The sequence below is a fragment of the Flavobacterium polysaccharolyticum genome, from assembly GCF_038739875.1.
Lineage (GTDB): Bacteria > Bacteroidota > Bacteroidia > Flavobacteriales > Flavobacteriaceae > Flavobacterium > Flavobacterium polysaccharolyticum.
The window spans coordinates 292,536-305,647 of the sequence record NZ_JBCGDP010000002.1 but is presented as its reverse complement, the minus strand read 5'-3'; the positions used below and the strand labels follow the sequence as shown (position 1 = coordinate 305,647).

Annotated in this window: 15 protein-coding genes; 14 read left to right on the top strand and 1 reads right to left on the bottom strand. The window is 32.0% G+C overall.

All coding sequences use genetic code 11. The features are described 5' to 3' along the window. The first annotated feature begins 251 nt into the window (after window positions 1–251). The 12 genes from hxpB to WFZ86_RS03205 all read left to right on the top strand — a co-directional run bounded on the left by hxpB (window position 252) and on the right by WFZ86_RS03205 (window position 10,227). Window positions 252–899, top strand: coding sequence for a hexitol phosphatase HxpB (hxpB, locus tag WFZ86_RS03260; protein ID WP_342690594.1), 648 nt, complete (start codon window positions 252–254; stop codon window positions 897–899). Between the two features lie 275 nt (window positions 900–1,174). Continuing rightward, the gene (locus WFZ86_RS03255; RefSeq protein ID WP_342690593.1) at window positions 1,175–1,498 is read left to right on the top strand and encodes a hypothetical protein; all 324 of its coding nucleotides are present in this window, start codon (window positions 1,175–1,177) and stop codon (window positions 1,496–1,498) included. Between the two features lie 144 nt (window positions 1,499–1,642). Further along, a complete protein-coding gene (locus WFZ86_RS03250; RefSeq protein WP_342690592.1) occupies window positions 1,643–2,440 on the top strand; it encodes a GIY-YIG nuclease family protein in 798 nt (265 codons plus the stop codon). Window positions 2,441–2,584: 144 nt separating this feature from the next. Further along, window positions 2,585–2,803: a hypothetical protein gene (locus WFZ86_RS03245; RefSeq protein WP_342690591.1), complete on the top strand. Its 219-nt coding sequence runs from the start codon at window positions 2,585–2,587 to the stop codon at window positions 2,801–2,803. Next, window positions 2,787–3,182, top strand: coding sequence for a hypothetical protein (locus WFZ86_RS03240; RefSeq protein WP_342690590.1), 396 nt, complete (start codon window positions 2,787–2,789; stop codon window positions 3,180–3,182). Before WFZ86_RS03245 ends, WFZ86_RS03240 begins: the two co-directional genes overlap by 17 nt. A 374-nt stretch (window positions 3,183–3,556) precedes the next feature. Continuing rightward, the gene (locus WFZ86_RS03235) at window positions 3,557–4,198 is read left to right on the top strand and encodes a hypothetical protein (protein ID WP_342690589.1); all 642 of its coding nucleotides are present in this window, start codon (window positions 3,557–3,559) and stop codon (window positions 4,196–4,198) included. Window positions 4,199–4,356: 158 nt separating this feature from the next. Beyond that, window positions 4,357–4,827 (top strand): hypothetical protein, encoded by a 471-nt coding sequence (locus WFZ86_RS03230; RefSeq protein WP_342690588.1) that lies wholly within the window; start codon window positions 4,357–4,359, stop codon window positions 4,825–4,827. A 153-nt stretch (window positions 4,828–4,980) separates the two neighbouring features. Next, on the top strand, window positions 4,981–5,394 hold the full coding sequence (locus tag WFZ86_RS03225; protein WP_342690587.1) for a hypothetical protein: 414 nt from the start codon (window positions 4,981–4,983) through the stop codon (window positions 5,392–5,394). A gap of 82 nt (window positions 5,395–5,476) precedes the next feature. Next, window positions 5,477–5,872 carry a hypothetical protein gene (locus WFZ86_RS03220; protein ID WP_342690586.1) on the top strand — a complete coding sequence of 132 codons (396 nt, stop codon included), beginning with the start codon at window positions 5,477–5,479 and terminating at the stop codon, window positions 5,870–5,872. A gap of 349 nt (window positions 5,873–6,221) precedes the next feature. Continuing rightward, on the top strand, window positions 6,222–7,286 hold the full coding sequence (locus WFZ86_RS03215; RefSeq protein WP_342690585.1) for a helix-turn-helix domain-containing protein: 1,065 nt from the start codon (window positions 6,222–6,224) through the stop codon (window positions 7,284–7,286). A 122-nt stretch (window positions 7,287–7,408) separates the two neighbouring features. Next, window positions 7,409–9,757 (top strand): serine hydrolase, encoded by a 2,349-nt coding sequence (locus WFZ86_RS03210; protein ID WP_342690584.1) that lies wholly within the window; start codon window positions 7,409–7,411, stop codon window positions 9,755–9,757. 17 nt (window positions 9,758–9,774) lie between these two features. Further along, complete coding sequence (locus WFZ86_RS03205; protein WP_342690583.1) at window positions 9,775–10,227, top strand: nuclear transport factor 2 family protein; 453 nt, start codon at window positions 9,775–9,777, stop codon at window positions 10,225–10,227. 361 nt (window positions 10,228–10,588) lie between these two features. Here the strand turns inward: WFZ86_RS03205 and WFZ86_RS03200 are convergent, their stop codons facing one another. Beyond that, window positions 10,589–11,158, bottom strand: a complete 570-nt coding sequence (locus tag WFZ86_RS03200; protein ID WP_342690582.1) for a Crp/Fnr family transcriptional regulator — start codon at window positions 11,156–11,158, stop codon at window positions 10,589–10,591. Window positions 11,159–11,395: 237 nt separating this feature from the next. Between WFZ86_RS03200 and WFZ86_RS03195 the strand changes: the two genes are divergently transcribed. Next, window positions 11,396–12,523 carry a pectate lyase family protein gene (locus tag WFZ86_RS03195; protein ID WP_342690581.1) on the top strand — a complete coding sequence of 376 codons (1,128 nt, stop codon included), beginning with the start codon at window positions 11,396–11,398 and terminating at the stop codon, window positions 12,521–12,523. Window positions 12,524–12,695: 172 nt separating this feature from the next. Continuing rightward, on the top strand, window positions 12,696–13,073 hold the full coding sequence (locus WFZ86_RS03190; protein WP_342690580.1) for a hypothetical protein: 378 nt from the start codon (window positions 12,696–12,698) through the stop codon (window positions 13,071–13,073). Window positions 13,074–13,112: the final 39 nt, after the last annotated feature.

The window sequence follows — 13,112 nt, the reverse complement described above, 5'->3', positions numbered from 1 at the left end:
TGATTTAAAATTTGTTTTGTACTTTTGATTTTCAGTGCTCAATCGAAAGTTTCGGGTTTGCAAATCCCTAATTTCTTAAATCCGCAAACCGTCAAACTGTCTAAAAATCTAAATCAAGTCTATTAGAATTATGCATTTGAGATTTTAAAAAGAGAAGAGTTCTGATATAAAATTAAAAATGGAGGTTTTGAGACAAACTGACGTTAACAGTAAGTTATAACAACAACTAATAAACAGACAAACAAACAAATATGACTATTCAGAAAGCTGTAATATTCGATATGGACGGGGTAATTATTGACTCGGAAAATCTTTGGAAAAAAGCGGAGAAAGAAGTTTTTACATCATTAGGCGTAAACGTAACTCATGAAGATTCCGAACTGACCAAATCAATGACAACTTTTGAGGTTACTAAATTTTGGTTTGACAAATTTCCCTGGGAAGATAAAAGCACTGACATTGTTGAGCATATGGTTATTTCAAGGGTAATTGAACTTATCGACACCGAAGACTGTAAAATCAATGGCATCAAAGAATTTATCGAAAGACTTAAAGCTAAAAATTACAAAATTGGACTTGCGACTAACTCACCCTACAAAATTATACCCAAAGTTTTGCAAAAGTTTGACATTCAACATTTATTTGATACTGTTTCTTCTGCAGAATTTGAAGACAACGGAAAACCAGCCCCTGCAATTTATTTAACGACTGCTGAGAAACTTAACGTTACGACAAATAACTGTATAGCTATTGAAGATTCTTATTCAGGAATGTTAGCTGCAAAAAATGCAGGTATGACAGTTGTTGCATTTACAAACGGTAACAAGGACTTAGACTTTGAAATTGCAGATTATAAAATTGATGCTTTTGACCACTTTAATATTGACATATTTAATTAACCTACCGCAAACAGCTAACAACACATTTGCAATGGGCGGGGTTTCTTGCTTCGCAGATAGTTTAGTGGTAGCCGAAAGTTTTGTGCTCCGTATAAAGTTCATTGGTAAAATCTAGCCCATCCCAAATCTGCAAACCGTCAAACTATCTCAAAACCTAAATAAAGTCTCTGAGAATTGTGTATTTAGGAGTCCGAATATAAAATTAAAATGAAAGTTTTGAGACAAACTGACGCTAGCAGTGATGTAATAGTAGAATAGACCCAAAAAATATGAATATGCAAAAAAGCAAGCCAACGAATCTTTATGATTTTTTAGATTTCATTCGTGAAAAACCAGAATTGTATATTGGCGAAAAATCATTAACTGCTTTATACTTCAATATAAATGGATTTAATTTGTCATCTTGGGTTCATAATTTCGAAGAAAACATTAAACCTGAATGGAAAGGATTTCATGATTTTGTGGCATTAAAACTCGAATATAAAGAATCAACTCTAGGTTATAGAAATATGATTTTAGAGAAGAATAAGTTTGATGAAATCAAGTCGCTAAATATGTTTTTTGATCTTGTTGATTCATATAAAGAAACCGATAAATAAACACTACTGCCAACATCTACAACGGATTTGGGTATTTAGCTTCATGGAAAGTTGGTTTTGTATTTGTAAGATTTGGCAAATCCGAAAATAGGACTTAATTTAGTGCCAAACCCGCTGTTGTGCCAGAAGGTTAATTGCAATTGTATGAGAACACCAGAAGAACTAATAAATCAATTTGATCAAATAACATATTCTCTTTCGAAAGAAGATATTTTTAGATTTGACAAAGACGATAATGGACCAATACACAATGTGATTACACGGATTCACACACATTGTTATGGTGTTAGATTATTTGATGAGGAAGTTGGAATTATAATTGAAATGTTCTATGTAAATAATGACAAAGAATTAACTGGCGATTTAATTCAACTAGATCTAAATGATGAAAACTATTTTCAGTTGTTAATTCGATTCACTGCGATGTTAGCTCAAAAATACAATGACGTTAATGCATTAATTGCTTTTAATACTTTTCAAAGCAAACTCAGAGGTTTTTTAGAAAAACTTGGTTTTTTCACTACAACATCAATAGAATTGAAACCATACAAAAATAAAAATGCTGTAATGTATGGATTTTCCGAGCGTGGAATCAAAAACGTAATTCTAATTGAGCAAAAAGATTTTTACCGAGATTTTTTTAACAATATACATTTATTGGAAATTATTCCTGATTGTGAATATGTTTATTTGATGGTAAATAGTGATACTGGATATGTAAAAATTGGAACAAGCAAAAATCCAAGATATCGCGAAAAGACTTTACATTCTCAAGAACCAAAAGTCGATATGATCGCTTTATGGAAATGTGATAAAAAAGTAGAAAAAGAATTACACGAAAAGTACAAAGAAAAGCGAGTTCGAGGAGAATGGTTTGATTTGAAACTTTACGATTTAAAAGAGATTGAAGAATATATGACGAAAAAATCAACTGTAAGTTAACAACTACAATGGATTTGAGCATTATGATTAATTGAAAGTTGGTTTTGTATTTGTAAGATTTGGCAAATCCGAAAACAGGTCTTAATTTGGTTCCAAACCCACTGTACTAACAGAATCTTACCAGCTTTTACCGCAGAATCACATATGAAAGAAAATTGGCTTTTTATTAAAACTCCAGATGATTACGGAAACTCGGAGATTATTCAGATTGAAGAAGATATCATTCAATATTTTGTTGTTGAAAAAAATGACGAGATCTGTCTAATAAATAGCGAAAACAGAAATGAAAAGTTAAGCGAAAAAGAACATAAATTCATAAATCAAAATCGAATTAGATTTTTCAGAAATGGAAAAAATTCATAAATTTTATAGTGATGAAAAGTATACAACTGAAGATTGTATATTCGAAAATGATTACGAAAAACTTATAGCAACAGAAACTGAATTAACAGAAACTGAAATTCAGAATTTAAAGTTTGAGTTTAATTGGAATGTAGAAAAAATGAATCTTAGGTTCAATGAGGTTTTGGACTCGCCATCTATACAAGAAGTAAACAAACGTTTGAATAAAGAAGGAAGTAAAATAATACTTGAAAAACTAAATGAAACGCTATTTGTTTCACTTTATATAGATAATTATCTTGACAAGCTAATTCCTATAAAACATGTAGACAAACAAAAGATGATTTTATATGGTTTCCCAACAGAACCTTATGAAATTAGTTGTCCAATAATCGAATAAAAAACATCTTGTAAAAGTTATCCCAGCTCCGTAGAGTGCACTAAACAATAAATAAATTTGTTGTGTGTTGCTAATAGCTCTGACTTCGCGCTATTTTAAATCATTTTGTAAACCTTAGAATTTAGATGTGATTTTCAAAGAAGACCATCAATAAAAAAGGAAGCAAATGGCCATAGAAAATTCAAATTTAATCTCAAAATTTGCAATCTCAATGCTTGACCAAGAAAGAATCTATCTAAAATAAAAAAATAGAAAACGTCAGAAAACCTTTGCTAGCGCTGCTTACAGAGAATTAATCTTAAAAGCTATTGACCTGTTGTCATAAAGGACTTCTAGACGATTAAATAGTTAATTGTGTACCTTTGCGAAAAAAAATGAAATTTAAAATTATTTTACTTATCCTAATGTGTTTTTCTATTTTGGCTTCCGCCCAAAACCAAATGCAACAATTGCAGCGCTATTCTCAGAATCAACAAAATCAAGCGAGACAAATGCATCAGCAAATGAATAGAAACAATCAGAATTGGGCAAACCAAAGATACCAACAACAGCTACTATGGCAACAGCGCGCCATGATGCGTGCTCGTGATATGACGATTACTAATGAATCTAAATTAGCCAAAGAACAAAACAGCTTCCAAAAACAAGAAACTAAAATAAAAGAAAAAGAAGCTGAAATAAAAAAACTACAAGAAGAAGTAGCACAACTACAAGAAAATTCCAAAAACTCAAGTGATGCTGATGTGGCGAGCAAAATTGAGAAAACTAAGAAAAATATAGGTAAATCTGAAGTTAAATTAGCCAAATCAACTGCCAAACTCGCTGAATCTTCTCAAAAAATTCAAGAACTAAAAACGGAAATTGAAGCTAATAAATTGGCAGCGGCTGAACTGTCTAAAAAACATGAGGAAGAGAAAAAACTGAAAGAAGCTGAAAATGAGAAATTAAAAAAAGAAGCAGAAGAGAAAAAAGAAGTCAAAAGAAAATTTAAAGAAGAGAAAACTTCTTTAAAATAGCACCAGTCCGTGGAAGAAAAATACTCTATTCCACAAAGTGTTTTTAACAATAAATAAATTTGTTATGTGTTGCGCAAAGTCAGTGACCATCGTAAAGTACAGCACGATATTTTTTCGATACATCTGAATTTGAGGCAAAACAACAGTAACATCAATTCATGAAAAAACTAATATTCATATCGTTATTTCTTTTATTTAGCAGTTTATCCTTATTAGGGCAGATAAATAAATTACCAGTTCCTACAAAGGCTTTTATTGAGAAAGCCAAATATTCCTCAGATCTCGAAGAAAAATATTTTACAAAATATATTGGAAAAAAAAGGGAGAAAATCTTAAAAAGATATAGTGACTCAAAAGAGGTTTGTGCAAGCGAATATGAATTTAGAACGGGAATAAAAATGAAAAGTAATTCCTGTTCTGAGGCAGGCTCACAAGTAGAGATCATTTTTCCGAATTATTCCAAAAGCGAGGTGGTTAAATTCGTTGAATGGTTTTTTAAAAATGATTACAGTGAGTGGAATAAAACAAAAACAAATTATCAACCCAAAGAAGATGGCGATGCAGGTTGTTATCTTGAAATTAAACAACTGAAAGGTAAAATAGTATTAAGTTACTATTGCGGTTGCTAACATAATAGACTTTTTAACACGCGCCTCAATAATTTCTCTCAATTCACTAACCATAAAATTCAGTCTTGACAAATCCTATAAAAAGGTTAAGTTTAGTATCAAATCTGAATAGCATATAAATTTTGTAGTAATCTTAAGGTAACACTCTGAAAAATGACAACTATAAATAAAAAAGTTTTAATTCCTATTATTATTCTAGTAAGCATATTTTGTTTTGTTGTTTATCTAAATCATAAAAATTTCCAAGCTAAGTTTTTTAACAAAACAGGAGAAAGTATTGATTCACTTATGATTGGAAATACATTAATTGGTAAGTTAAAAAAGGAGGGGCATACAGAATACATCAATTTTAAAGAATTTGCATTTGATAGTGGATTCCCTTATGAAAATGTTAGCGGAAAAATTAAAGGAAAAACAGCCGGGCCTTATTTTTGGAGTGATTGCGGAACTCAGAGATATTCTTTATCTGATGATACTTATCAATTTGACATCAAAAGTGAAATTGATTTAAATGGAGAAACTGTTTTGTATCTGGCTCCTCATAACAGAAAAATGTTTTGGGAGTAAAATACTACAACTGATGGTTGAGTTTTCATGTCGTCTTTCACTAACAATGAAGTCTAAATTTTCGACAAAATCAAAAAATATAATGTCTGAAAAAATAGAAAAAATAATACTTGAAAAGTATTCAGGAAGCTTTATGAATAATTCCAAGTGGGTAAAGTTAATTCAAAAACTTATTGAAAATTTTGACGTTATTAAAAAGTGTAATGTTAAGTTCATATATGATGATGTTATTAGATCATTGATTATAACTGGAGATGAGCAATACAATTTAGATTTTTATTCAAACTCAATGGAAGGGATGCTAAATAATCCAATCGTTCCTGGCTGGACAGTTTATAAAGAAATCGAATGGATAAGCTTTCCTTACGATACTGAAACAGTACAGGATATGTTGAAAATAAGACAAGAAATTCAAATGCTGGGTAAATTTAATGATGAATTAACAGATGACTATTATCGAATTTATGCCTATAAATAAAGATGTCATAATAACTAGTGAAACAAATTTGCTCTAAAAACTGCATTAGTTTTTTGGAACCAACCCGGCTCATCAAAGTGTTCTTAACAATAAATAAATTTGTTATGTGTTGTGCAAAGTCAGTGACCTTTGTAAAGCGTAGCATGACATTTTTTCGATACATCTGGATACTTTGCGTAGCTGGGGTTATATTGGAAATCATATAAAGAACAAATTCCAAGGAAGATAGTAAGAGGAATTAATACATAATATAAGAAAATTAGTAAATTTGGATAGTTAATAATAATTACAAGTGTTGCGCTAGATACTTTAATCCACCAGTTCGTAACATTGGCAATATCTAAAATATATGAACAATCAAATGCTCTTTTTTTTCAGTGCATTAGGTGCATTTAATGGTTTTATACTTTCAGTTTATTTTGCTATTAATGCTAACAAGAGAAAATTTTCAAATTACTTCTTGGTATTTTTGCTTTTGACGTTAAGTATAAGAATAATTAAGTCTGTTTTTTTCTATTTTAATCCCCAACTATCAAACACTTTTATTCAGATTGGACTTTCTGCTTGTATATTGATTGGTCCTTTTCTTTATTTATATCTAAAATCTCAGTCTGATAATGAAAAAATAAGTTGGATTATTCACATATTTCCTTACTTAATAGGAACTATCGTTTTAGGATTATCCTATCCATATGTTGAACACCAAGTGATTTGGAGTAGCTGGATTGTAAAAGGCATCTATATTCAATGGTTTATATATATAGTTATTTCTATAAAATATATTTCCCCTGTTTTTTATAAACTCAAAAAGAAACAAAGCTTATCCAAGATGGATATTTGGTTACTAAGTATCTATTTAGGCGTTGCGTTTATTTGTTTGGCTTATTCTACAGCAGCATATACCTCTTATATCGTTGGGGCTTTATCCTTTACATTCATTCTATATCTAATTATTTTGCTTTTTGTTTTCAAGAATAAACATGCATCTACTTTTTTTCAAGAAAAAGAAAGGTACCAAAACAAGGAGCTTGACGCTATAACTATAGAAGCCATACAGCAAAAAATACTTTTTATAGCTGAAAAAGAACTCTTTCTTAATCCAAATCTTACCTTGGATGATACTGCAAAAGAAGTAAAGATCAATAAACACCAATTGTCACAATATCTAAATGAAAAACTAAATAAGTCTTTCAATGTTTTTATCAATGAATTTAGAATTGAAAAAGCAAAATCTTTGCTTCAGACTAAAACCAATTATACAATGGAAGCTTTAGGCTATGAGTGTGGCTTTAATTCAAAATCAACTTTTTTTACAACCTTTAAAAAAATAACAGGTCAAACTCCCACCGAATACCAAAGAGGCTTTCAGAATGAGTTCGGTTTTATAAACTCGAACTCCAAAACCATAAAATAAAACTTCTAAACCTTTTTATCGCTACATATTTGCACAGATTATTAAAAATTAAAACAATGCAAAATATGTACAGAACAATTTTTAAATTAAGGTTATTTTTTTTGATAAGCACTTGTTTTTGCTTGTCCCCTACATTGGTTTTTTCACAAAATAAAATCCTATTTGTCGTTTCGAACCAAGATTACTATGGAAAATCAAAAGTTAAAGCTTCCAACCATTTTGGTGAGATAGTAGTGCCCTATGATATTTTTACCAGGGAAGGTTATACTGTAGATTTTGTAAGTCCTAAGGGTGGAGCTGTTCCAATCGGGTATATTAATGCTTCAGATAGCATTCATAAAAAATACCTTTACAACAGTTTTTTTATGAATAAACTCAAAAATACCTTGAAGCCTCTTGATGTTGTTGCCCAAAATTATAGTGCTATTTTATATGGAGGTGGTGGTGCCGCTATGTTTGGTATAGCTGAAAATATTGCCATTCAAAATCTTGCAAGACAAATTTTCAACGACAACGGTATTGTTTCAGCAATTTGCCACGGTACTGCAGGTTTAGCATATCTAAAAGACGATAATGGGAAATCCCTTTATAGCGGCAAAAAAATAACAGGCTTTGCGGATAAATTTGAAGATAAAGCAGAGGAATATTACAAAACGTTTCCTTTCGCCATGGATGAAGCTATAAAAAACAATGAAGGCAATTTTGTATATGCTGATAATTTGGGGGAAAGTTTTTATGTGGTGGATGGACGATTTGTAACCGGGCAAGACCCCAGTTCTGCATCAAAGATGACTTCCGAAATCATCAAACTTATCGAAAAAAACAAATTTTCAATTCCACAAACAACAATTAAAAAAATCGACAAAGTTTTTTCTGAATGGGACAATATGCCAAATAAATTAGGTGTGGCGGCTGGTCTTCTAAAAGACGGAAAAATTGTCTATTTAAAAGGTTTTGGCAGTGCTAATCTAAATGACGAAATCCCGATTAATGAAGATACGCAATTTCAAATTGGTGCTATGGCTAAGCAATTTACTGCCTTTGCAATACTCCTTTTGGAAGACCAAGGAAAGCTGTCATTAGCAGATGATGTGCGTAAATACATACCACGATTAAATGATTTCGGACATAAGATTACGATCAAACATTTATTAAGTCAGTCTAGTGGTTTGCACGACTTTATGTCTTTAAAAGAAATTACTGGTTGGAGAGAGAAGGATGTGTTTACACAAAAAGATGCTTTGGATTTAATTTTCTTACAAAAAGAATTAGATTATGTACCAGGGACAAAGTTTTCACAGACTAGTTCTGGTTTTATTTTATTAGCTGAAATAATAAAACAAGTTACAGGTCAAACACTTGCAGAGTTTTCGCAAGAACATATTTTTCAACCTTTGAAAATGAACAATACTTTGTTTTTAGATGACCATGAAAAGATTATTCCCAACATAGCTATTTCGTATCAAAGTAGTAAAAACGGATTTAAATATAATCCGATCAACTATTCTATTGTTGGAACAACCAATCTTTATACTTCTGCGGCGGATATGAGCCGTTGGTATCTCAATTTTGAGAATCCAAAAGTCGGTAGCAAAAAGATGATAGAAAAGCTAAGGTCTCCAGTTACATTAAATGATGGAAAAACAACTTTTAGACCAACATCTGGAAGACTAATTTATGGACAACAGTATGAACACTCAGAACGAGGTCTGCCAAAAATTTGGACTTTTGGTTTAGAGGGCGGTTATGCTAGTAATATTTTCATATTTCCTAACCAAAAAGTTACGGCATTTGTGCTCGGAAACAACATCAGGTATAACGGTAGTCTTGCTATGAGAATGGCACAGGAAGTGTTGGGAATTGATTTTCCAGAACCAGAAAACATTGATTTTACTAAAGTTAAAAGTATAAAAATGTCACCCCAGCAATTAGAAAGCTACAGTGGTTACTATTGGGACAATGATAGAGCGTCAGCTCGAAGGGTATATGTAAAAAATGATGCTTTATACTATCAAAGTATTGGTACTAGTAGCGAAAGTAAATTGTTGCCTTTATCAGAAAATATTTTCCAGATGATACTCGAAAGTGATGATGTTGTAATGGTGAAATTTCGTAAAGAAGATGGAAAAATGAAAATGATTTATACCTCTGGGAAAAGTGATGACTATGTATTTGAAGTCTACAAACCGCTAAATATATCTGCCACAGAATTGAGTACCTACACGGGAACATTTTACAACAAAGCATTAAAGGCATCTTACATAGTGTCGCAAAATGAAAAAGGCTTATGCACAAGCAACAAAAGTCAACCCGTAATTGACTTTACGCCTATTCAAGTGGATCTATTTTTAAGTAATATCAGAAGTTTTGGTAGTATTCGATTTGTTCGAGATAAGCAACAAAAAATTACAGGATTTTATATAAACTCGGACAGGATTAAGAATTTATTTTTTGAAAAAATCTATAATTAACTTTAAAATGTAAAGACATGAAGTACACTAAGATTGCTTATTTAGTAGTAATGGTACTATTGCAACGAGCGACTTTTGCCCAAGCGTCATATAACAAATCGGAAATAAACCAGATTGAAGAAACTTTGAAGCACTATATAGAAGGAACGGCAAATGGTCAGCCAGAAAGGTTGAAAAAGGCTTTTCATCCCGATTTTAACTTGTACTCCGTCGTAAAAGATACATTGAGAGTTTGGAAAGGGCAAGATTATAGTAGCAATATCAAAGAAGGCGAAAAGACGAACCGAATAGGTCGTATTCTTTTCATTGACATAGAGAATGATGCTGCCATTGCAAAAGTAGAAATTTTGATGCCCGAAAGGCAACGAATTTATACCGATTACTTTCTTTTACTTAAATATCAAGGGACATGGAAAATAATTCATAAAAGTTTTGCATGGAGAGCACTATCTAAAATAGATAAGAAATAAAAGCCATCCTCCAACAACCAGTATTTCGTTGTGTGAGTAGGATCAACATTGAATAAACCCCAGATCCGTATTAGACTACGAAGTGAGACTGAATTATTCAATGAAAGCAAGAGTTCACGAACTTTTTTTGAAGAAGGAAACAAAGGTCGCTGAATTCCATTTAAAAATATAAAAATGAAGAAGTAATTTAGTTGTAGTAGATTTTTAATGCACAATCTGGGGTAAAGAGATCTAGATAGAATAACCTAAAACTTGTCTTTGTTTCCCTTTGGATTAAGACTAAGATTTATAAACAATAAAAAAAAACAGCAATCGGATTGATATATCGGTTGCTGTTTTTTTATGTTAATGTCACCACCTGCTATATGGTTTTTTTGATTTTCGACAAGAATTCATGCGATACACCCAAATAGGATGACAGGTTTCTGTTGTTGATTTGCTGTGTTTTGTGCGGGTATTTTTTGATGAACTCCATATAGCGCTGTTTAGAGGTTTTGTTCAAAACATCCAAAAGTCTTTCTTGCATGATGATATTGGTTTTTTCTACCATCATAGTGTGAAATTGAATCAATTTAGGGACTTCCTGAAATAATTTTTTTTTGTTCGTTTTATTAATGACCAATATTTCGCTGTCTTCTAGCGCTTTGATGTTGAATTTGGTTGGTTTTTGATGGTAAAAACTTTCTACATCGCAAATCCAATCGGTATCAAAAGCAAAAAATAGGATACTTTCTGTTCCGTTTTCTTTCAAAGTGTAAATTTTAAACGATCCTTTCAAAACAAAACCTTCGTATTTGCTGTTAGAGTCCTGAATTTGCAAGAAGTCATTTTTCTTCAAGGTAAAACGTTCGACTTTGTTGATAATCAATTCCCATTCGTCTTGTGTGAGTGGGATTTTGGTTTCAATATTCTGTCTTAGTAATTCGTACATGGTTTGGGGTTTTTCAAGTTTAAATTAGGCTAAGGATTCTTTTTATCGAAAAACAGTAGGTTGTGTAATCGATTGCGTAAAAATATGAAAATTATATTATCTTCAATATAATAAACAATAAAAAAATAAAAATTAAAAAATTTATAACAATTGTTGAACTTGTTCAATTTTTTTGAACTTTTTTGTGATTTATTTTGTAATGCTTAAAATATGTCATTAACATTAAAAAAAACTATTATGAAAGTAAGAATTATTAAGGCTGTTTTTGTGCTAAGCCTTTTTTGGGGATGGGTAAGTTGCAATTCTGATGAGGCCGTTATGGAAACGAACGCTGAGGTAAATGCAGAGGAGAATTTGGTACCAAAAACCACTACAGCTTCTACCTTAAGAGTTGGGGATTGCACAGCCGTTCCAGGTTGGGCTTCGCAAAACGGAGGGACTACCGGAGGAGGTAGCGCAGCTGAAACAGTGGTAACGAATTACGCTCAATTAAAAGCTGCTATCGAGAATACGGCTGTGAAAGTAATCAAAGTGACAGGAACAATTACAATTCCAGCTACTTCAACGGGTAGAATTGCTTTTCAGGATCAAACCGGAAAAACTATTTATGGAGCTAGTGGAGCCAAATTGGTATCTACTGATCAAACCAAAGCCAACTCTGGAATTTTGAATATCAAAAGATGTAAAAATATCATCATCCGAAATTTGATTTTTGAAGGACCTGGAGCCTATGATACGGATGGTTGGGACAACGCCATCATCGATAATTGTCAGAACGTTTGGGTAGACCACTGCGAATTTAGAGATGGAGTTGATGGAAATTTTGATATCAAAAACCAATCCGATTATGTTACAGTTTCTTATTGTAAATTCACTTATTTGAAACCACCAAGAGCGGGAGGTTCTGGAGGTTCAGACGATCACAGATACTCTAACTTAATTGGTTCTAGCGATGGAGCAACTGCTGATCGCGGTAAATTGAGAATTACTTTCGCTCGTTGCTGGTGGGCTAGTGGTTGTAAAGAAAGAATGCCAAGAGTTCGTTTTGGAAGGGTGCATATCATTAATAATTATTTCAGTAGTAGTGTGAGTAATAAGTGTGTAGCCGCTGGTTTTGAAGCAAATATTCGCGTAGAGAACAACGTATTTGAAAATGTAAAAACACCAATCGATTTGATGACTGGATATACAGCAGTTACAGCTGTTGGAAATATTTTTACCAACACTACAGGAAATACAGCTGGAAGTAACACGGCGTTTACACCTCCATACTCTATTCCAACGCTTGCAGCATCAGCGGTTAAGGCCGATGTTTCAGCGGGAGCGGGAGCAACATTCACAGGAAATGTTTGTGGTTCTTTTTAAGAAATTGAAAAGAATGTAATAGGAAAAGGTGTGGTATCTTTTTCAAACCCTCAAATGACATCAGTTGTTTGGGGGTATTTTTTTTTTGTAGTATACAAAAATAAAAATATTGTTATAGTGGAGGGTTTTGGGTTATTACTATATTTGGAAGACCCAATCTAAAGCTATAATTATGTTGAAACCTTGTTTACTGTTACTCTTGTTTTTAAGTTTTGGTTTTGCTACAAAGAAAACTATAGTTTCTGAAAGAAGCACTCCTAAAACAATAGCAATTCCAAAACCTTTTTTACCGTTGACTGTAGAGGAACTAACAGCCGATACGCTAGTCCCTATTGCAGTTTTGAAACAAAAAAGTAAAAAGTTTTCTGAAAAATACGGGCTCGATTTTCAAGGAAATTGTTACGATTGTGATTTGGCAAACCTCAAAATTTCAAGACAAAAGCTTGTTTTTACCAATGTTTGCGATGCTACTCAATCCGTTGTCTTGAAGGTGTTATTTGTTAAGCACATCAGCAATCAATTGATTATTGGTACGCCTAACAGCCGATAGATTTTTGCTAAAATAGAAAAAGAAGGTGTTTATCAATTG